The sequence below is a fragment of the Catenulispora sp. GAS73 genome (assembly GCF_041262085.1).
Classification (GTDB): Bacteria; Actinomycetota; Actinomycetes; order Streptomycetales; family Catenulisporaceae; genus Catenulispora.
Genome location: NZ_JBGCCM010000042.1, coordinates 24,956 through 46,057, shown reverse-complemented (window position 1 = coordinate 46,057; position 21,102 = coordinate 24,956). Strand labels below are relative to the sequence as shown.

Genomic DNA, 21,102 nt, shown 5'->3' with positions numbered 1-21,102 from the left:
CAAGCCGGTCTGGCCCCGGTAGAGGCATCGGCTCGGATGGCTACCTGGTGGAACGACGCCCTCCTCAAAGGACTCGCATCCACGGCCAGCGATACGAGTGCCGTAGTCGTCGACGTCGCCTACTACGCTCACCTTCTGCACTCCGGCACCGCGCAGGGCGACGATGACCACTGCCCACACACAGGGGTCGAGCTCCACCGCCGTCTGCCAGCGTTTCGCTACTCTGATCTGAGCATCGCCGTGAATGCAACGCTTGCAGACGGGTACTACTCGCTGGCTGGGCCTTCGAGGGGGGCGCCTTGACCCATCAGCCGACCGGTCGTGCACTGTGTATCGGCATTTCCACGTTCGGCTCGACAGAAGGCGAGCCCGCAACCGACGTACCGGGTGATCTCCCGTATGCGGTCGACCGAGCGGTCGATGTGCAGGACGCACTGGTCCGGCTCGGCTACGAGTGCTCCACGGTAGATGCGCGGGAACTTGACTCGGCGGATGCGCTTGGCGCGGTCGTTAAGGGCAGGTTGATATCAGCCAGGGCGGGTGCCGTTGAAGTTGTACATGTCCTGACACGCGGTGTCTTGAAGGATAGCGGTTTGTACTTGCTGGGAGCAGATGGCAAACATAGCCCTGACACTGACGTCGCGCATTGGGTAGCCACCGTAGAGAGCTTCGATGACCGGCCTACAACTTTGTTTCTGTTGGATGCATGCCATGCAGGGGATGCTGCCCGATTGTCATGGCTTCCAGCGGCCAGGGACGGGGCAAAGGCGTGGGTGATTGCTGCGACTACCAGGCATGACCCGGCCTATGACGGAGTGTTTAGCTTGGCAGTGGCGCAGGTGCTGACTGAGATCGCCGACGGTACCTTGGATGTTTACCCCAGTCAGTACGTTCCGTTCGGGGTGCTGGTTGAGCAGATCCGCCTCCGAGCCGCTGCGATTGGTGTGAGAGGGCAAGAGGTCACCAGTACCCCCGTGGACGGTGCCCCCGAGCCACCCTTCGTGCCCAACCCACGCCAGCCCGCTGGTCCTGTTGCGGCGCTGGTAGCGCAAAGCAGCGACGAGGTGTTACGTCCCTTTCTCGATTTGGACGTGTCGCTCGATGCGGCGCATTTCGCGGACCGGGCTGCTGGTCGACCTCTCGGCTATGGCTTGCAGCAGGGAGTATTTACTGGTCGGCGGCAGCTGTTGCGCGAACTGACTCGTTGGCTTGTTGGTGGTCGGGAAGCGCTGTGGGTGGTCACAGGCGGTGCGGGGTCGGGCAAATCCGCAGTGCTGGGGATCCTTATCTGCGCCACGCATCGAGATCTGCGGCCAGTCACTGCAGGGCTCCGCGATGCGGTGCCTGAGGAGGACCTGCCTCCTATCATCGAAGCGCTGGCGGGCATCCATCTGCGTGAGCGGGATCTGTCGGCTGTGGTGGCGGGACTGCGCCGACAACTTGCTTTGCCGATCGGGCCGGCTGATGCCAGCGGGCCCGAGGACGAAAACCACAACACATCACCGACCTCGACATCCGCCGACACGACCGACTCGGCGGAACCATCCACGAGTACCGGCACGCCGCCTGACCTGCCCGGACGACATTATCGGCAGGCGCAATCCTCCACGAGTACGAGCACGCAGCCTGACCTGCACGGATGGAATATTCGGCACCCACACGACCGGATCCGCCGCAAACGCCTCCTCGGCGGACTGATCCACGAGTACGAGACTGCGGCATAAAAGACCCGTTCAAGCCCGGTGCCCGAGCTACTGACCACTACAGGCGTCGTCAACGAGTATCGAATAGCAGCCTGACCAGTGCGGATGAATTTTTCGGCAAGCACACGTCGGCAAGGCAACCATCTCGGCCAGGCTCATCGGCCCGGGCCCTACCGTCCGATCAGTAGGCGGACAATCGCGCTTAGCGATGTCGAGCCAACCGCCGATTCCAACACTAGCTTGATTATCGAATCCGACGCGTTTCTGGTATCAAGTCGGACTCTGACATCCGAAAGGGTCTGGCGAGGCGGCGTGAGCTCCGGCGCACCATCGACGAGCACTGAAACGGCGATGGCTTGATTGCGGTGGATCAGTCCGGGGCCGAGGCGAAGGGTTTGGCCGCTCACGGCTACCGGTACCAACGGACTGTCCTCCGGAATAGAGACCACCGTAAGCAAGCCCATGATATCCACACCCAGATCAAGGACGATGGGCTCGTCGTTGAAGTCGGCCCGCAAGATGTCCTGACGGCCCTGTGCGGCCATTTGTAGTACAACTACCTGAGGCCGACTCAGGATTTTACCGTCGAAACGGACCTCCAGACGAGATCCGAGGTTTGGAGAATCATTAATTAGCGGGGCGACTGTTGGCATTGAGTACAACAGGCGACGTTTCGCGTTTGGGCCTCGCAGGGCCGCCCAAATGCCCACGGCGGTGGCGACGACCGCGATCACTGCCACCACGACCCCGATGAATCCCCAAGCTGGGGAGCTGTACCAGGCTGCTCCGATTGTCTGCACAAGGTATTCAACCAGCCGGCGTGCTGGCGCGAAGCAGAAAGCTGCTTCTAAACTGCGATCAGCAGATCGTGGTGTTCCGAGGTGGCAACAGGGGTGTCTGTCTCCTGGAACCGCGGACGGTTCCGTCAAGCGACCTCGACGCCTTCCGAGTCCAACGAATCCGCCGCGCAGGCGGTGTGATCAACGAGTGCCGGCCAGCAGCATGACCTGTACGGATGAGGTATTCGGCAAGGACAGCGTACACGGCTCTTCTGCAGTAGCCAGTGTCGGCAGCGGGCCTACCCGCATCGCCGGGACGCACAGATGAAGATGGCAAGGGGTGACTGAGGGCTCTATCCAGCACGGTGTTGCTCGTCGTCGCGGTCCACGCCAGAGGTGTCGGTTGTCCGCGCGTCGAGCGCTGCAAGGACCTTCGCGTATAGCCGGGCCACCAATTCGTTTGGGTCGTTGTCTTGTAGCCAGCCGCGGAGATCTTCGGCAGCGCCCTCTAGGCTGCCGGTCAGCTCGCGGAGAAATCCCCGATAAGCCCGTCGATCTCCCTGCCGCGACCACTCAGCCTGGACTAGGTCGAGTTCAGTGCGGGGGTCGAAGCCAGGCGCCGGAGCAGAGGCATCGGGCACGGTCGTCACGCGAGTACCGTTGATCGGCACGGTCGGCCAGGCCGACCAGCCGTCCAGGAGGCGAAGGAGCCATTTCTCCGGATAGGTGCTGTAGAGCGAGTTTCGGCCGCATCGGCGCAGGTTGTTGAGCTGTACGCTGTACATGGCCCGACGCTCGGGATCGTCCACCCCGAAGATGATCGTAGCGTTGGCATCGATCTCGATGACGATCTCGATGTTGCGGTCTGTGTCGCCGGTCGGCAGCTCGATGACGGCCGCTGTCTCGGCCTGGTGGCCGTCGCCGTTCTCGATGATGATGAGCTGCTGCGGCTCCTCTGAACCGCGTGTGGCAAGTGACTTGTACCTTTTTATCGGGAACGAGGCGTTTTGGGGAAAGATCGGCTCGACCCGGGTGAATTTTGTCGGGGGCACCGCGACACACAGGCCGAGCTCTCGATGTGTCACGTCGAGCAGCAGTGCATCGCGGACCTGGCCGTTCAGTACGCCAGCTGCGTGGCCGAGTCCAAAGACCACCGCGGTCTCCTGATAGGTCGAGACGACCGGGATATCAAGCCCCATCTTCTCGATCTCCTCGCGCACCGTGAAGATCTTGCTTCCCTGGCCAGCCAGGAACACCGCGGTGTCGGGCTGGTACCGCTTGTGGTTTAGGTGTTTCAAGCCCTTTTGCAAGACGTTGGCGACTCGGGTGTTGAGGTGGTTGGTGGCGTCACGGAACTGCTGGCGGCTGATCGGGATCTCCAGGTCGGACAGCCCGTACTGGCCGATTTCGACATCCCGGATCAGCAGCGTCGTCTCCCCCCGGGTGCTCAGGTCTCGCTTGGCTCCTTCGGCTGCTCGGTGCAGTTCCTCGCGTAGCCGAAAGTTCTGAGGTCTGAGGTCCAAGCCGTAGCGGGTCTTCAGTTCGTTTTCGACGAAGCCGACGACCGCTTCGTCGTAGTCGATACCGCCGACTTGAGCACTGCCGGCGACTGACTGCACCTCGGCAACAGTGAATCCGTCTCCCTCGTCCAGATCCCATGCGACCACAGAGACGTCGAACGTGCCGCCCCCGAGGTCGACGACGAAGTAGTTGCCGGTTCTCTCACGCCGCAGGGCTAACGTGGCGGCGCTAGGCTCGCCGATCATCCGCACGATCTCCAAGTCAGCCAGCTCATAAGCCCGCTCCAGCGCGGTGCGCTGGGCGATGCTGAAGCTCGCGGGGCAAGAAGCGACGCAACGTCGCACCGGGATGCCGAGGGTGTCCTGCGCGTTATCCCGAAGCGAGCGCAGGATCAGGCTTGCAGCGAGTTCCGGGGTGATGCTGCGTCCCTCGATCTCGTATTCGGTGTTGGTGCCCAGTGCCCGCTTCATATTGCGGATGGTGTTCTGCGGCCGGAGGCGGCCCGCCTCGGCCGCGGCCGTGCCGACGCGATAGTTGAGGTCGGGCAGGATGTGCACGACCGACGGCAACAGCAGGCGGTCGTCCGGCGTCGGCAGAAGCCTTACTTGTCCGTTCTCGGCCACAGAGACCGCTGAGTAGCTGGTGCCCAGATCGATGGCGACGATGGGCTCGCGATCGGTGGCCGGGACAGCCTTGTGAGGTCGGGCCGGGCCGAGGGGGCGCTGTTCCGAACCGAGCGGCACTGTAGAGCGCCAGAGGTTGCGCGTTCGGTCTGATACCAGTTCGAGGCGTCGTAGTTCCAGCGGTTCCACCCGACTGTAGGGCTGCTGCACCGGCTTATCATGCTGTCTGGCGATCTCCGGAACCGCACGGCCGACGAAGTCGACCAGTTCGTCGACCGTACGGCAATGCCCGACCGGACTCAGCGCCTGGCACAGCGCCTCGGTGAACACCCCGGACCGCAGCGCAGCGACTTCGTAGGAAACCGTCGTCGGCTCACAGGAGCAGATCGAGACCATACCGCGACGGAACAGGTTCGCAACGTCCAGCTGCCGGTACTCGTCCGGGACGCCCTTGGCCGACGACATGACGTTGCGGCACGCGTCGATGAACATCACGATGTGGCGTGCGGACCCGCAGTCGAGGTAGTTGAGCACCCTGTCGAACCGTAGGGCGGAGTCGTCCAGCGCGTGCCTGACGCTGTCGGCGGGCAGCAGATACTGGATACCGTCTGCTGTCTGGTATCCGTGGCCACTGAAGAAGAAGAAAAGCGTCCCGTCAAGCGGTCCTTGGTTCCGGGCTGCCGCGAGCCCGCGCAGGATGTTGGCGCGGTTGGGTGCGAGTCGGTCAGCGGAGCCGGAGCTGGGATCTGGATCGCAGAACAGCTTGATGGCGCCGGCTGGTACGCCGCAGACATCCCGGAGCACGTCGCTGAATCGGGCGGCGTCCCGGTGGGCATACTCGAGCGAGTCGATCTCGGGATCGTCGTACTGGGAGCAGCCGATGACGATGGCCGCGTTCATTGGCCCTCCCGGTCAGCCTTTCGCGAGTTTCGCCGCTGCCTGCAGCGCCTCGCTCAGCACGTCCAACGACACCTGCTCGCCGGTCACCCGCAGCACCGTCGGCTCGGCAGCACCTGGCGCCTCGATCGTGATCTCCACCGACCGCCGCCGGTCCCGCTGCAACCACAGCCGGAACAACTGGACGATCGCGTTCTCCCCGCCGGGCATCAGGGCCTTCGCGGCCCATTTCGTGACCACACCCTTCTGCCCGGTAACGGCAGCTGACTCGTCCTCGACCGCGACGCCCGGTATCTCGCCCACCGTCCCGAGCAGGTCGGCCAGCGCCAGTTCCACTGCGGAATGGGAGGACGGCAGGTCGTCGACCGAGATTCGGAAGGAAACCCCCACAGGCTGCTCCACGACGCCCCCTTTCTTCGGTGACACAGTACTCTGAGCCCGTCGGGATCTGAGCTGATGTGGGGGATTGCCACGTGTATCGGGCGCTGCTCGTGTGCAACTCCACGTTTCCGGAGGACCCTGTGGGCCTGTCCGCACTGTACGGACCGCGCGCTGACGGACTGCACTTGTGGCGCGCACTGACCGATCTGGCGACATCGATGTTCGATCCCGCCGAGGTCGAGGCGCTCTACGAGCGGACGCACGGCGAGATCGGTGCGGCGGCCGAGGACTTCTTCCGCAGTGCGCGGCGGGGCGATGTCCTGCTCTTCTACTACAGCGGCCACGGCCGTCGCACCGCGAGCCGGAAGCGGGTGCTGTGCGCCCGCGACTCCCGCTCGGACCGGCTGGAGACGACCACCGTTCGCAGTGAGGCCATCAAGGACCTGATCAACGCCTCGAGCGCCGAGGCCACCATCGTGGTCCTGGACTGTTGTCATGGGGCGGCCTTCGGCAAGGGTGAGGAGGATTTGGCGGCCGACTTGAAGGTGAAAGGCGAGGGCCACTACGTGATCGCTGCGGCTAGCGCTGCCGAGACTGCGCCGGACGCCGACCATGCCCGGCTTGTCCTGGTCAAAAACTCGGCCAACCGGCCTGACCTTGAGTGATCCCATGGCATGATCGAGGTCTGTGGCCGTCGGTCTGCTCTATCGGATCTTCGTGAACCTCCTGTCTTGGCTGGCGTTGCTGGCTCGATCGCAGGCGTCGAAGAACGCCGAGATACTGGTGTTGCGCCAGGAGGTCGCGGTGCTGTGTCGCGCGAATCCGAAGCCGAGGCTCGCCTGGACCGACCGGGCCGTGTTCGCGGCGCTGTCCAATCTCCTGCCCAAGGCACTTCGCGGCCACCGGATCGTCACGCCGGGCACGCTGTTGCGTTGGCATAGGCGTTTGGTCGCGGACCAGTGGCGCCAGCCGAAAGCGCCGGGCCGGCCGCCGCTCAGCGACGATCTCGTCCTGTTGATTCTCACCATGGCTCGGGAGAACCGCCGCTGGGGCGTGGTGCGGATCCAAGGCGAGCTGCGTCGGCTGGGACACCGCGTGGCCGCGGCCACGATCCGCAAGATCCTGCGCGCCCACCGGATCCCGCCACCGAGACACCGCGACGACTCCTGGCGCACATTTCTGCGCGCCCAGGCCGACACCCTGCTGGCCACAGACTTCTTTCACGTCGACTGTGCGGTCACCCTCACCAGGCTCTACGTCGCCTTCGTTATCGAGCACTCCACCCGCCGGGTGCATCTGCTCGGGATCACCCGGTATCCGAGCGCCGCCTGGGCCACCCAGCTGGCCCGCGACTTCACCGCCGACCTGGAAGCTGCAGTACACCGGTTCACCCATCTCGTCCGGGACCGCGATGCCAAGTTCACTGCCGCGTTCGACGCAGTGTTCACCGCGACCGGCATCACCGCGATCATGACCGCCCCGCTTGCGCCGAAGATGAACGCCATCGCCGAACGGTTCGTCGGATCGGTGCCCCGAGTGCACCGACCGGATGCTGATCGCCGGCGAACGCCACCTTCGCATCGTCTTGGACGAGTACGTCGCGCATTACAACGTCGGCCGCAGTCAACAAGGCGACGAAATGCGCCTATGTGCCCCGGATGACGACCCGAACGTGATCCCGTTCCCGGGTCCAGGCCGACCGGATCTATCGAAAACGCGTCCTCGGAGGACTGATCAACGAGTACGAGACTGCCGCATAACAGCGCTGGTCAAACCCGGTGGCCGAGTTTCTGACCACCACAGGCATCCTGCACGACTACGAGCACGCTGCCTGACCTGCGCGGATGAAATATTCGGCTCTGGCAAGATTTTCGTGACGGGGTGACGCGCTGTCGCCGGAGTGCCATCGTCTCTACTGTGCGATGAAGCGTTCGATGTCGTGTTTCCGCACCTGGAGAAGGTGCTGGTGGAGCACATCGGGGTGGAGAGCGGGACGGTTCGGATCAGTGCCCGTACCCGTGAGGGTGGCGAGGTCGCGTGTCCTGGCTGTGGCGTGGTGTCGGCGCGGGTTCATAGCCGTTATGAGCGGCACGTCGCTGATACCGCTGTGGGCGGACGTCCGGTCGTGGTGGACTTGACGGTCCGACGGCTGTTCTGTGACCAGGCTGGATGTCCAAGACGGACGTTCGTGGAGCAGGTCGAGGGCCTGACCGTCCGCTACGGTCGTTACACGCCGCTGCTTCTGGGAGTGCTGCAGGCCGTGGGCGTGGCGTTGGCTGGCCGAGCCGGCGCTCGGCTGCTGACTGTGCTGCATGCGGTGGTCAGTCGGGTGACGCTGCTGGCGCTGGTGATGGCGTTGCCTGATCCTGCGGTCTCGACTGTAACCATCGTCGGGGTTGATGACTTCGCGTTTCGCCGCGGGCATCGTTACGGCACCGTGCTCGTCGACGCCGAGACTCACCGGCCGCTGGATCTTCTCCCGGGACGGGAAGCTGAACCGTTCGCCGCTTGGCTGCGTGACCGGCCCGAGATTCAGGTCATCTGCCGCGACCGGGCCCCAGCTTATGCCGAGGCAGCCGCCCGCGCCGCGCCGCAGGCGGCGCAGGTCGCGGACCGCTGGCACTTGTGGCACAACTTGGGTCAGCATGTGGAGAAGGACGTCGCAGCCCACCGCCGGTGCCTGGGACAGCGTGCTGGGCCGGGGCCGCCACCGGACCCGGCGGCCATCGAGGCGCTACCGGCCCAGGCTCTGTCGGCCCAAGGCGTGCTGGAGGCTCGGACGCGCAAGCGGTTCCGTGATGTGCACGATCTGGCCGAACAGGGCTGGGCGATCGCGGAGATCGCCCGCGAGCTGCACCTGAACTACAAGACCGCCCGCACATTCGCCCGTGCGCAATGCGTCCAGGACCTGCTCGGGCACATCGCCGGAGCGCGACCCAGCATCCTGGATCCCTGGCGGGAGTACCTGCTGGAGCGCTGGAGCCAGGGCTGCCACTCAGCTACCGCGCTGCACGCCGAGCTGACCGAGCGCGGACTGGTCTGCAGCTTCCGCACCCTTTCCCGGTATCTGCGGACCCTGACGGTGCGCGGGGAGTTGCCGCCGGCGGCCGCCGCCCCGCCGAAGACCAGGGCCCTCGTCGGCTGGCTCATGCGGCCTGCCGCCGTGCTGACCGAGGAGGAGCGCAATAGTCTGAAACAGGTACTGGATGATTGTCCTGACCTGGCCCGTCTCCGTGAACATGTCGCCGCCTTCGCAGACCTGCTCACTAACCGGCCGAGCAAGGGACGCCTGCTCAAGTGGGTGACCGCGGCCCGATCAGACAGCCTTTCGGCGCTCAGGACCTTCGCCGTCGGCCTGGACAAGGACTGGGACGCGGTGCTCGGCGCGGTCACCTCGCCGTGGAACTCCGGCGTCGTCGAGGGCACGGTCGCCAAGATCATTATGTGGAATCTGATTTGTCAAGGCCTCCGAGTACATGTCCGTGCCCCCTGGTTTCGATCGCGGTGGCGAGAACCCGGTGGCAGGCCGAGCGGCAATTGTGTAGAAACCTGGAATGAGCCACGTCGCCAACGTCATGATCTCTGTCGAGCCGGATGACCGATCCGCGGTCGAGGCGCTGGGCCAGTGGCTGCAGACGTCCGCTCCACGGCGCGGTTTCGGACCCGATGCTGTCGGCTGGGTCGGCTCGCTCAACGAGACCACAGGCAACGACACACTTTGGGGCGGCGGCAAATACCCGGAGTGCGACGTCTATGCCGGAGCGCTCAACCACGCGGACCTGGCCGGGCTGGTTGCGCAGGTGGAGCGCGTTCCGTGGCAGCACCCCGAGTTCGTCCAGCTGTTGGTGATGGATCAGGAGCAGTCCTACTTTCGCGTGTGGATGTTCCACGGTGCGACGCTGCGGCAGATCGCGCCCGATCGCCGCGAGGAAGCCGTCTCACCCTCCGGCGGCCTGCCGGATATCCACACGCGCTTCGCGCTGGCCGACGACGCCGACCTGCTGCGCGACACGGTAGTCGCCGCCGTCAACTGGGCGCCCGGCCGCGACGCTCCACGTAAGGCGGTGCTGGCCGACCCGCACAACGCCCACTATGTGGACGGCTGGCCCCGGCGCGGCGACCTGGGTGTCGTGGCCGTCGCGACCTGGGAGATCAACCGCTGGGAGCCGGTCCCGGTTGGCGCCGCGTGGCTGCGGTACTTTACCGAGGACGATCCCGGCTATGGCTTCGTCGGCGCCGACGTGCCGGAGCTGAGCATCGGCGTCGCCGCAACGCAGCGCGGCCGCGGCATCGGAATCATGCTGATCCGACGCCTGCTGCGGGAAGCCGGCGAGGTTGGCATCGAGCGGGTCTCGCTGAGCGTTGAAGGGGCCAACCCCGCCATGCGGCTGTATGAGCGCGTTGGCTTCCGCGTTCATGACCCGCGCGAAGGACAAGACTCCCTGACGATGATCGCCAGCCTTCGCTGACATCGTCAGACCGGCTCTCGGTTGATCGCGATGACCGGCAGCAAGGTGGCCTGCGCCGGGATACCGATCTGACGGGGTGTGGGCCCGGCTGGGGTGGGGACGTCGGTGAGGCGTTCCAGGAGGTTGTCCAAGGCGGTCTGGCCGTCGTCGACGGCGGCGCGTTCGTCGTCTGACAGCGGGATGGCAGCGAGCATGCGCTGCAGATTGTCCTTGGCCTCCAGCAGCTGGCCCCGGGTGGAGTCCTTCGGGGTGTAGAAGTCGCACTTGGCGCAGGCCATGCGGTGCTGGCACTGCTCGAAGAAGGAGTAGCTGCAGAATCCGTGGCCGAGGTCGTAGTGCTGCCAGGGCTTCCCGGTTGTCGCGGCCCCGGTGGCGACGGCGTCGCGGTCGATGAGCACCTCGATGGTGCGCACGTTGCGGGCGAAGTAGCAGGCGTCGTCGTAGGCGCGGGTGAGCGTCTTGGGGCTGATTTTGGCGTAGAAGGCAGTGGACTGCGGCGAGCGATGGCCGAGCCAGGCTTGCAGCTCGAACAGCGTCATCGGCTCTTTGGCATTGTAGAGCTGGGAGGCGATGGTGGAGCGGGCCCGGTGGCTGGTGATGTTGCCCCGGAAGTCAGCGGCGGGGACGCCAGCCTTGCTGGTCAGCATGGGGATGACGGTGTTGTTGATGTAGGCCACCGATACCCGGCGGGCGCGGATCGCGAACAGCGGGTGCACCATCTCCCCGGTGCGCCGATCCAGAAGCCGGGGCTGGTCGGGGCGGACGGCGGACCAGGCGTCGATAGCCTGGCCGAGGAGAGGGTCGACCGGCTTGCTGAAAGAGGTGCCAGTCTTGTGGGCCGGGACGTCCAGCAGGCAGACCGCGTCGTCTGCGAGGACGTCGGCGTCGCCGGCGATCGGATGGCCATCGTGCTGCCAACGGATGCAGCCCAGGCGCAGCCGGGCAATCTCATCGGATCGTTGTCCGGAGAACAGCCAGGTCAGGGTGACCGCCCGGACTAGCTCGATGGGGTAGAAGAACCCGGAGTTGTTCACGGGTAGGTCGTCTTCGGTCAGGTTCAGTCCGGCCCACAGCAGCTTGGCCCAGATCTCGTCGGCGATCACCCTCGGGTTCGGCCCCAACAACGCGGCGATGCTGCGCGGGGTGGCCAGTGTCCGATATGGGTCGAAGCGGCGCGGCAGCCACTCCCATTCCTGGGCGTCCAGGAAGAACCGTCGCAGCGCGGAGATCCGGCCGGCTTTCGTCGCCGGATTCAGCGGCTTGCCGATCGAGTCCTTGAGTCCGACGGTGCGCTGCACGTAGTCGCCGATGCTCATCCGATCGGTCGCGGCGATCCAGGCCGCGCAGGTCGCCCTGGTCCAGGCGGTTGGGTCGGCGGCCTCGGGATGCTGGTCGGCGGCCCAGCGGCCGACCTTGAGAAGGTTCGAGCGGATGGCGCCGCGGGCCCTGGGAGTGAGCGTGGAGGTCGCATGCCAGCGGTCGACCCACTGCTCCCAGAGCACTGGACCGCCGCTGGCCCGCATGCTGTGACCGCCGGTCCTGTGCATCGGAGGATCGCAGAACCCGAGTGCGGCGATCGCGCGCTGCAGGGCGAACAAGGTGTTGGCTCTCGCGCCCGGCAGTAGCTGGGCGGTCCGGATCTGGTCGAACACCTCGGTGGTCAGATCCTCCAGATGCGGGCTGCCGACATGCAGGAACACCTGGCTGACGACCGCCGGCAGCAGAGTGTCGTGCTCTTCGCCGAGCTTGTAGCCCCAAGACGTGAGCACCGCACGGATGCGGGCGATCTCGGCGTCGACCCGGTCTCTGCCGAAGATCCGCCAGGATAGCGTCAGGCGTTGGAAGCTGCGCAAGTCGTGGAACTCACGGAACCCGCCGAGCAGCCAGGCGTGCGCGGCGAGGTAGGGGCGGACCTCGTCCCCGGCCCACGACGGCGCGTCACGCCGGAAGTCGGTCTGGGTGCGGCCCAGCAAACAGGTCCACTCCTGCGGCGTCCAGGCCCAGAACGTCCTGCCTGTCTCGGCGCATCGCGTGAGCAGCATGGCGACCACGTCCAGCATTGCCCGAGCTCGGTGCGGCGTCGGCGGGGAGTCCAGTCCGGCGTTCACCGCCTCCGCTGGCACCGTCAGCCTGCGGATCGTCCGCCAGCCTGGCGCGGCCGGGTCGTGGTATTGAAGACGTCGCAGGTTGCGGACGCCCAAGGCCACGATGGCCTCGGCCTCCTCGGCACGGACCAGCGGCTCGGTATCGAACCGCCGCCCAGCCAGCGGTGAAACCCACCGGCTCGGCGAAGGGTCCTCGATGCGGACCGCTGCCGCCGCGCTCACTTCGCCGTCCCCGTCGCCTCGGCACCGGTGAGCATCGCGACCCGCCAGGCATGGATGTGATCCATCCCCTTGGCCAGCTTGTCGGCCAGATCCCGGTCCGACAGATGGATGTACTGCAACGTGGTGTCCGTGTTCCGGTGCCCGGCGAACGTGGCGATCGCATGCAGCTCCCAACCCATCCGGGCCAGGTCGGTCAGACACAGATGCCGAGTGGTGTGTGTGGAGAACCGCTCTACTCCGGCGGCCAGCGCGATCCTGCGCACCACCTTCGACCACGTCCACAGCGTCAACGGTTCGCCGTGATTGCGCCGCGATTCGGACAGGAACAGCGGACCGCGGGCCCGGCTGATCGTCGCCCGACGCGCCAGATACCCGGTCAGCAGCACCCCGGTCGGCGCCGAGTACGGCACTGTCCGCTCCCGCCGGTTCTTCGTCACCTCGGCCCGCACTCGAAGCATCCGCCGCCCCGGATCAACATCATCGGTCCGCAGCGAACAGAGCTCCGCCCGCCGCAGCGCTGCGTCATAGGCCAAAGCGAGCATCACCCGGTTCCGGATCGGCTCGTCGGCGGCGACCGCGAGCACGTCACGCCACTGCTGCTCATCTGGGATCCAAGGCAGCTTCGTGAACCGAGGCACCAACCCGCGTCTCGTCCCACCGTGATGCCGGCCCGGAACAAACCGGCCCCGGCCCACCGGGTTCGACTCCCGCAGACCCTCCTCAACCAGGAAGCCGAAGAACAGCCGAACCGGCACCAGGCGCTGCTGAATCGTCGCGTTCGACAACCCCGCACCGGAGTCAATCGACGCCACATTCGCGCCACGCCGGTGCGGACGCTCGGTCAGCTCCCTGACGAACACCGCGACATCGGCCCGCCCCGCCGTCAGCGGATCAACACCCTCCCGCTCGCACACGATCAGGAACTCGGACAAGCCCCGGCCATAGGCATCGATCGTCCGGGCGGCCCGCCCCAGATCGCTCCACACCTGCAGCCACTCGGCCGCCTTCCCATGCCGGCCCAGCACCGGCCACTTCTCGACGAACACCACACTCGAAGACAACGAAGCTCCCGTGGACGCAGTGGCGCCGTGGACGGAACGAACCGTCCCCGGCGTGATTCCACGTAACTTCTAAGCTGGTCAAGCGGCGAATGTATGGACGAGCCGGGCTTCCGCTTCTCCGAAAACGCGTCCTGCTGCTGTGAAGGCAACCACCGAACACGTCACGAAAATCTTGCCAGAGCCAAATATTCGGCACCCACAGCGTCGTCCTCGACCAGTACACGGAGCACTACAACGCTGGCCGGACGCATCAAGGCCACGGGCTGAGCCTGCGTGCACCACTAGATGATCCGGACGTCGTCCCGTTCCCGGCTTACCGGATCACCCGAACGAAGATCCTCGGCGGTCTCATCAACGAATACGACGCCGCAATATAGGCCCAGCTCAACGCCCCGGCAGGGTTATTGAACCTCACAGGCGTTCCTCTCACGGCCGGGCCTCTCCATGCCGCGGTACGCCGCTCACCACCATAGGTTTCACTGCAGGCGGCGCCCCGCCAGGTTGACCTACGGCGGTGCCAGCTGACGCATGACCTCTTCCGGGGTGGTAATTCGGATTCCGGAGTCTCCGAGCTCAAGCACTAGAGCATCCGAATAGTCAACGATCCATGGGCTGTGCGTGGCGATGATGAACTGACTGCCCGCGGCCTCGGATTCGATCTGCTTGAGCAACTGTCGTTGACGCACTGGATGCCAGCGAGCCTCTGGTTCATCAAGGAGGTAAAGGCTGTTCGGCGCCAGGCAGAGATCATCATGACGAGGGTCGAGCGGCCGTGGTGTCGCCAGATAGTGAACCTGGTCCGGCTGCTGGCCGGTTCTTGTCAGTTCGAGATGCTGGGCGAGCTCTGCACCGTTTGCCGCGCTCCATTCGTCTCGCGGCTGGTCGCGAGTGAAGGTCGTGTGTGGAGACCGTACGACGTCGAGCAGCAAGGCCATGGCCGCCAGGACAGCGGTTTTCCCCGTGTTGTTTTCGCCGACAAGAACCGTAACCCGGGGGTGAAGGTCCACTTGCTTCCGGCTCAACGCTGGGATGTCCATAACGGAAGGACTATTGCTTGGGCGTGTGTGAATAGTGAAGGATCGGATGAAGCCGGAGCCGATGAGCAAGGGGGCAGACGCCGAGTCGTGGGAGTGCTCGCCGCCGGAGTTCTGGCCATCTGCGCCTAGGGCGTGACTAAGCTCGTCAAGCCGGTGTCGTTCGTTGCTGAGGAACGCCGCGACGCGGTTAAGTCCGCGCGCGATATCCGGGTGCTGGAACAGGTCTCGACCGGGCCGCGCAGGCAGAGGATCCCCGTGGGGCGCGTATTGAAGGCGGTCCAGGCGTTGTTCGAGGCGCCCGATGCGGCGAGTCTGAACGTCGAGCAGGCGCCGCGCCTTTTCGCGATGGTCTCGCGCGCGATCGAGCCAGCCAGCGGCGCAGGCGCGCTGCTGACTGTTCGTAGTCTCTTCCAGGACGATGAGAAGGAGATGGACTAACTGCCTCCCGTTCGAATAGAGCTGTTCCAAGTCCAGGATCAAGGCGTACGCTTCGCGAGGACTGAGTGCGGCGGCCAACCGATCTGCCGCAGCAGTGGCTACCCCGTGTTCCCGCAGCAGCGGCTCCGCGCTGGCGAGTAGCTCCGAACGTTCAGACGCGGTCCGCGTGCACAGGTCAGCAATGGCCTCGACGAACTCGCGGTCCAGGCCGATGCCAGCCATCCTGGCGGCGACCGTCGAGCGCCCTGGCACAGGACCGGTGAAGTGCTCGCAGGTCAGCCCCTGAGCAATGTCGCTGATTCGAAGATCAGCTCTGTCGGCCCATGCGCGAATCATTGCGGCAAGGGCGTTTTGCTCGTTGGTTCCTTTGAGTTGGCCCCACGGCCGGGTGCGCCGTCCTGCCATGATCCGCCCGTCCCAAGTCCTGGCCGCTGGTGGCTCCATCCTGACGTATGCCGTGTCAGCGTGCGGGTTATCCGGAGCTGTCCGTGGACATCATGGTCAAGCAGCGCTCCAACGGTGGCAGGTCGAACAGTGGGCACGACATCGGAGGCGCTGGAGGTGGATCATGAGTGGCCTGGTCGAGACCATGGTCGGCTGCACCGCGGCAGCGGCCGTGTACGCGGGAATCGTTGCAGTAATCTCGCTGACGGCCGTATTCAGCACAACGGAGGCTCGACGTGCCGAAGCCGTGCGAGTTTTGGAAATCTTGGTGCGACGCCGGACCTGACCGCCCCCGGCCCGCGCCTGCCGAATACCTCGTCCTTGCAGGTCAACGGCATAGGCGGGCTTGGTGTGGAGGCGGTCGACCCGGCATCGAATCTGGTGCTGTGTTCTCGGCGAAGGTTCGGGCATGATGGCCGGTTGTGCTGCTGCGTCTGGCCTATCGCCGCCATGAATGGCTTCGCGGTGCTGCGGCTGCTGCCGATGAGCGACCGGGACAAGGACGCGGAGATCTTGGCTCTGCGTCACCAGCTCGCGGTCCTGCAGCGGCAGCTTGGTTCGAACAGGGTCAGGTTCGCCCGCGAGGACCGGGCCTTCCTCGCTGCGCTGCTCAAGCCCCTGCCCCGTGATTCCCTTCGCCGACTGCATCTGATTGTCAGTCCGGACACGGTGCTGCGATGGCACCGCGATCTGATGCGCCGACGCCATGCGAACACCTGCCGGCCCCGGCGAGCCGGGCGCCCGCGTACGGTTGCTTCGATTCGGCGGCTGGTGCTGCGTCTGGTCCGTGAGAATCCGAGTTGGGGTTATCGCCGAGCGCACGGCGAGCTGGCCACCTTGGGCATCAAGATCGCCGCCTCGACCGTCTGGGAGATCCTCAAGGACGAGGGCATCGACCCGGCACCGGAGCGTACCGCCACCACCTGGGCGGCGTTCCTGCGCAGCCAGGCCGAGGCGCTGCTGGCGTGCGACTTCATCGAGACGGTCACGCTGACCGGCCAGCGCCAGTACATCCTGGCTGTTATCGAGCATGTCACTCGGCGGGTGCGGGTGCTGGGCACTACGGCCCATCCCACCGCTGCCTGGGTCGCTCAGGCGGCGCGGAACTTGGTCATCGACTTGGAAGAAGCCGGAGCCACAGTCAAGCACCTGATCCGGGACCGGGACGCGAAGTTCCCGCCGCTGTTCGACGAGATCCTTGGGCAGGCCGGGATCGAGGTCGTGCTCAGTGGCATCCGCGTGCCGCGGATGAACTCGGTCATGGAGCGGTGGGTGCAGACCTGCCGTCACGAACTGCTGGACCGCACCTTGACCTGGAACCAGGGACACCTGCTGCACGCCCTGCACGAGTACGAAACGCACTACAACAGCCAACCGTGCTCACCAAGCGATGGAGCAGGCCGCACCACTACGGGCAGTGCCCACACCGATCACCGACCCACAGCACATAACCGACCTCAACATACGCCGACACGACCGACTAGGCGGCATCGTCCACGAGTACCAACACGCAGCCTGACCTGCCTGGACGACATTATCGGCAGGCGCAATCCCCGGCTCCGGTCGCCCACGCCCCGGCTACGGCGCCGCGTTCGTTGTCCACCGCGTACTTGGTCACCATTTCCTCCAGCGCCGGACTCGACTCTTGCCCACGACCCGAATCGTTCCACTTCGAGGCTCTGGCTACGGCTGGAACCGAAAAAGTCCGAACGTCCGATACCTGCAAGGGTGACACTTGTGCGTTCACACGGACCGGAAGGCACACGGTGACACCACGAAAAACAGCCTGCTACTACACGGACTTCGTACGGCCGTCCTCACATCGTCCTCACACGGGCTGTTTTCGACGACTTTACGCCTCGAGTCGAGTCGACTTCGGCAGTCCATGGTGGGACCGGGAAACGCAAAACCCCAGCTCAGCTGCAGGAAGCTGGGGTTTTGCGGTGGTGCGCACGAAGGGATTCGAACCCCTAACCTTCTGATCCGTAGGCCACGAATACAAAGGCTCTCACAAAGAGTCTCAGATTATTTCGTATTGATTTAGGTGAATCTAGACTGATTCCCGAGTCGACACAATGTCAGGTCATGCTGCATGAGGCCGGAAGAGGCTACAACGGCCGTCCCCCAACCGTCCCCCAACCAGCCTTCGATTATCGGGAAGCCGTCTGATACGCCTCGGCCGTGCAGCCATCGATCCATCGGGTCAACACAAGCCTTTGACCAGCTTGGATGGATTTCTCGGCACCCTCAGGGTCGAAGGTGCATGTCTTGGCGGTGATCGAGCATGCCACTCGGCGAATACGTATCCTAGGCGCCACCTTTGCATCCCACCTCTGGCTGGATGGTGCAGCAGGCCAGGAATGTGGTGATGGATCTGGAGGACACCGGGTTGCGGGTGAAGTTCCTGATCCATGACAGGGACGCGTCCTTCGGCGCCGCGTTCGATGCGGTGTTCACTGCCGCAGGCATCGAGGTGATCCGGACCGGGGTTCGGGCACCTCGCCAGAACTCGATCATGGAGTGGTGGTTCCGGACCCTGCGTGCGGAGCTCACCGACCGCACCCTGGTCTGGAACCCGCCCCATCTGATGCGACTGCTCCGCGAGTATGAACAGCACTACAACGGCCACCGCCCGCACCGCGCCCTTGGCCAGGCCGCACCTACCCGGCAGCTGCCGGACAACGTAATTGACCTCGACGACTTCCGGGTCAGACGACGAGACCGTGCCGGAGGTGTGATCCACGAATACCGGCAGGTTGCCTACGTTATCGGCACCCTCAACTCAGAGGCGGCGACCAAACCCTACCCCACCTGCGCGGATGACATTCTCGGCACCCACAACCTTGCCGGCCACCACGAGCCGAAACCGCCAGGACCCACCCTGACGAACGATCTACACCACAGGCATCCACCCACGACCAGCACGAGTACCAGTACCCACGAACCTTGCCACACCAGCACCCTGAGCAGCAGCTTCACGATGGTGGATCTTCATTGGGCGCCGACCTGGTTGACGGTGACGTGCATGGTCCCTTCGGTCACCGCGTACACGGTTCCGTTGTTTTCCGCGGAGTTCCGCTGGCGGCTCTCCGTGGGGGTCTGGTGTGTCATCGTGACGCTGTTGTGGTCGCCGTAGATGATCGTGCCGATCGCTGTCTCCAGCGCGGCGGCGGCGGTGGCCAGGTGCGCTACTCCCGCGACGCCAACGCCGATGCCGCGGATCAGGGCCATCACCGTGTGTTTGTTGCGCTTCTCCTTGCCAAGCTCGGCCCTGACGGCCTGCCCGGTCTCAACGAGGTCGGGCGGGATGTGTCCGTCCGCCGAGGCCGTGGACAGTTGCTGCAGGAAATCCTCGAGCTGCGCGATGACCGCGGTCGTACGATCGTCGGAACTGCTCCCGGCGCGGTTCACGGCCCGTGCGTTCTGGCCGGCGGCCATCGCGCCGGCATTGACGGTACCGGAGCCGCTGATGATGATGCCCTGGTTCCCGGTACCGGGTTCCGTTGTCATGTTGGCCTCCTAAGCTGACCTCGATGCTTCCGAAACGGCCCAGCGGCAAGCCGCGCGTGGCAGCCAACCGTCCGGTTCGCCGGTGGCGACCATGGATACCGCCTGGTTCGACTGTGGGCGGCTGACCGGTTTGTCCAGGTGGCGCCGCCGTGGCCGTGGCGGCCGGAAGCTGCGGGTGTTTCGCCCCGGCACCCCACGTCTAGGACCTGCCCATGGGCACGCTGGCGGGGGCACTCTGCTTCACCGCGTTCATCGCGCGCGACATTGTGCCCGCGCTTACCGCCCCGGCGTTGAGCTGGCCGCCGGTCACCATGATGCCGTTATTCTGGATGACGCTGAACCGCGCCCGCAGGTCGTCCGAAGAGATGCCGTGTTCTTCGAGGAAGTCCGCAAGCACGTCGAAGAGCTCCTGCTCGACGAGCTTGACGTACATCTGGCGGTCGACCCGCTGGAAGTAGCGGTGGTACATGCGGCTCGCTGCCAGTTCGCGGGGAATGACCGTCGGCCCGTATGCGAATGAGCCGTCTCGGATCGCTTTCTCGTTCGCCTGGCGCTGGCGCGACAACGTCACCGGCCGCATCAAGGTCTGTGCGGTGTTCACCAGGCTTTGCAGCAGGGTCGGCAGGGTCATGGCCAGAGAGCGGCGTAGCAGGTGATTGGCGGACGAGACGCGGTCGACGTCGTGGAACTCGTCCCGGTACGGCGCGAGCAGGGACCGGCTCAGCTCGACGAAGAGGAGGTCACGCTTGGGCAGCATGACGAATCGCAGGAACAGCGTGGCGACGATCTCGCCGCTCCACCCGGTCACACGAATCACGAGGTAGGAGCGGGCCCGGTTGCCGGGCTCCTCCCGCAGCTTGCGGATATACGAATCGTCCACGTGCCAGACTGGCGGACGGAATGGGTCGGGCAGCAGCACGCGGGCGTCCGCCGGGTCGAGGAAGGCGCGGAGGTCGTCGCCGTTGACCAACACCCGCGACGTGATCGAGACCCCGGGCAGGCCGAGCGCTGAGAGGTTGTGTTCCACCCGGTCGTAGAGCTCGTGGATGGTAAACGGCTTCACGGTCTCACCCGGCGCGGCTGTGTCGACAGTGAGCGCGAAGGACCAGTCGGTGTCCGCGACGCCGAACCCGGTGAAAGGGCTGTAGCCGTTGCTGACGATGACGTTCTCGTCCCGGCTCATCGTGGCGATCTGGTCGGCCCGGGCCCGGTGCGCCGCGGACATCGGTTGCGGCGCGGCGTTCCGGTCGAAGGCATCCCGGCGCAGATGAGGCATCAGTACTTTGTGATAGGTGTGCCAGCGCTCCACGTACACGGTGAGCCAGGCCGTCAGCAGGGGCACTCCGAGCAGCGGGATGGCCAGGATGGCCTGGAGCGCGAGCAGCGCGTCCCGGATCCGGAGCCGGCGCCGCGCGGCGAGCGCGTGCTTGAGGACGGTGGACAGGTCGACGCCCGGGGAAAACGCCACGGCGCGGTGCTCGTCGTCGATCAGCGCGCGGATCACCAGTTCGTTGAGCTGTGAGTTGGTGTGGACGGCCGCACACAAGTAGCGGGTCGCATCCTTGGCGAAGGCCGGCGAGCCCAGGGATTGCCGGTTGTACGGGTTCGTGGCCATCGTGGCCTTGCCCGAGTGCGTGAAGGGTGTCGACAGCATTATCGGTGCCGCCGGGGTAGCCTGCGTCGGCACGGTACCGGTGCGGGCCGAGGCAGCAGTGCCGCCGGACATGTCGATCACCCGCTTCCTGCCGCAGGTGGCGCAGTACACAAAGTTCGCGGCGTTGGAGGCCCCACAGGCGGAGCATTTCATCGCGGCTCCTGGACGGGAAAGAGAAGGGTGAGGGTCAGCGCCCCAGTGGGCCTTTCGGCTCATTTGACGCGTACGTCGGGACCGGCAGCCAGGTCGGACCCGAGG

At 65.3% G+C, this 21,102-nt stretch carries 12 protein-coding genes and 2 pseudogenes; 7 read left to right on the top strand and 7 right to left on the bottom strand.

Annotation, left to right across the window (positions count from 1 at the left end; genetic code table 11):
* Positions 1-299: 299 nt before the first annotated feature.
* Positions 300-1,724 carry a hypothetical protein gene (locus tag ABH935_RS42680; RefSeq protein WP_370383701.1) on the top strand — a complete coding sequence of 475 codons (1,425 nt, stop codon included), beginning with the start codon at positions 300-302 and terminating at the stop codon, positions 1,722-1,724.
* Positions 1,725-1,873: 149 nt separating this feature from the next.
* Here the strand turns inward: ABH935_RS42680 and ABH935_RS42675 are convergent, their stop codons facing one another.
* The 3 genes from ABH935_RS42675 to ABH935_RS42665 form a co-directional block, all read right to left on the bottom strand.
* Complete coding sequence (locus ABH935_RS42675) at positions 1,874-2,446, bottom strand: hypothetical protein (protein WP_370383700.1); 573 nt, start codon at positions 2,444-2,446, stop codon at positions 1,874-1,876.
* Positions 2,447-2,835: 389 nt separating this feature from the next.
* The gene (locus ABH935_RS42670) at positions 2,836-5,526 is read right to left on the bottom strand and encodes an Hsp70 family protein (protein WP_370383699.1); all 2,691 of its coding nucleotides are present in this window, start codon (positions 5,524-5,526) and stop codon (positions 2,836-2,838) included.
* 12 nt (positions 5,527-5,538) lie between these two features.
* On the bottom strand, positions 5,539-5,925 hold the full coding sequence (locus ABH935_RS42665) for a hypothetical protein (RefSeq protein ID WP_370383698.1): 387 nt from the start codon (positions 5,923-5,925) through the stop codon (positions 5,539-5,541).
* Positions 5,926-5,996: 71 nt separating this feature from the next.
* Between ABH935_RS42665 and ABH935_RS42660 the strand changes: the two genes are divergently transcribed.
* The 4 genes and pseudogenes from ABH935_RS42660 (at position 5,997) to ABH935_RS42645 (ending at position 10,373) form a co-directional block, all read left to right on the top strand.
* On the top strand, positions 5,997-6,569 hold the full coding sequence (locus tag ABH935_RS42660; protein ID WP_370383697.1) for a caspase domain-containing protein: 573 nt from the start codon (positions 5,997-5,999) through the stop codon (positions 6,567-6,569).
* Positions 6,570-6,591: 22 nt separating this feature from the next.
* A pseudogene (locus ABH935_RS42655) lies at positions 6,592-7,664 on the top strand (integrase core domain-containing protein).
* Positions 7,665-7,804: 140 nt separating this feature from the next.
* Complete coding sequence (locus ABH935_RS42650) at positions 7,805-9,502, top strand: ISL3 family transposase (protein WP_370383696.1); 1,698 nt, start codon at positions 7,805-7,807, stop codon at positions 9,500-9,502.
* The gene (locus ABH935_RS42645; RefSeq protein ID WP_370383695.1) at positions 9,459-10,373 is read left to right on the top strand and encodes an N-acetyltransferase family protein; all 915 of its coding nucleotides are present in this window, start codon (positions 9,459-9,461) and stop codon (positions 10,371-10,373) included. The genes ABH935_RS42650 and ABH935_RS42645 overlap by 44 nt, the downstream gene beginning before the upstream one ends.
* A gap of 5 nt (positions 10,374-10,378) precedes the next feature.
* On the opposite strand, the gene ABH935_RS42640 is transcribed toward ABH935_RS42645, so the two are convergent.
* The 3 genes from ABH935_RS42640 to ABH935_RS42630 form a co-directional block, all read right to left on the bottom strand.
* On the bottom strand, positions 10,379-12,700 hold the full coding sequence (locus ABH935_RS42640) for a tyrosine-type recombinase/integrase (RefSeq protein ID WP_370383694.1): 2,322 nt from the start codon (positions 12,698-12,700) through the stop codon (positions 10,379-10,381).
* The gene (locus tag ABH935_RS42635) at positions 12,697-13,761 is read right to left on the bottom strand and encodes a tyrosine-type recombinase/integrase (RefSeq protein WP_370383693.1); all 1,065 of its coding nucleotides are present in this window, start codon (positions 13,759-13,761) and stop codon (positions 12,697-12,699) included. The genes ABH935_RS42640 and ABH935_RS42635 overlap by 4 nt, the downstream gene beginning before the upstream one ends.
* 506 nt (positions 13,762-14,267) lie before the next feature.
* On the bottom strand, positions 14,268-15,641 hold the full coding sequence (locus ABH935_RS42630; protein WP_370383692.1) for an AAA family ATPase: 1,374 nt from the start codon (positions 15,639-15,641) through the stop codon (positions 14,268-14,270).
* Positions 15,642-16,102: 461 nt separating this feature from the next.
* Here ABH935_RS42630 and ABH935_RS42625 point away from each other — a divergent pair.
* Positions 16,103-17,199: pseudogene (locus tag ABH935_RS42625) on the top strand (integrase core domain-containing protein).
* 822 nt (positions 17,200-18,021) lie between these two features.
* Positions 18,022-18,816, top strand: a complete 795-nt coding sequence (locus ABH935_RS42620; protein ID WP_370383691.1) for an integrase core domain-containing protein — start codon at positions 18,022-18,024, stop codon at positions 18,814-18,816.
* 573 nt (positions 18,817-19,389) lie between these two features.
* On the opposite strand, the gene ABH935_RS42615 is transcribed toward ABH935_RS42620, so the two are convergent.
* Complete coding sequence (locus tag ABH935_RS42615) at positions 19,390-20,997, bottom strand: hypothetical protein (protein WP_370383690.1); 1,608 nt, start codon at positions 20,995-20,997, stop codon at positions 19,390-19,392.
* Positions 20,998-21,102 lie beyond the last annotated feature (105 nt).

Excerpts from the sequence above, each read along its gene's own strand:
- ABH935_RS42670 (WP_370383699.1), bottom strand. The coding sequence starts at position 5,526 with ATGAACGCGGCCATCGTCATCGGCTGCTCCCAGTACGACGATCCCGAG.
- ABH935_RS42645 (WP_370383695.1), top strand. The coding sequence starts at position 9,459 with ATGAGCCACGTCGCCAACGTCATGATCTCTGTCGAGCCGGATGACCGA.
- ABH935_RS42630 (WP_370383692.1), bottom strand. The coding sequence starts at position 15,641 with ATGGCAGGACGGCGCACCCGGCCGTGGGGCCAACTCAAAGGAACCAAC.
- ABH935_RS42620 (WP_370383691.1), top strand. The coding sequence starts at position 18,022 with ATGGTGCAGCAGGCCAGGAATGTGGTGATGGATCTGGAGGACACCGGG.
- ABH935_RS42615 (WP_370383690.1), bottom strand. The coding sequence starts at position 20,997 with ATGAAATGCTCCGCCTGTGGGGCCTCCAACGCCGCGAACTTTGTGTAC.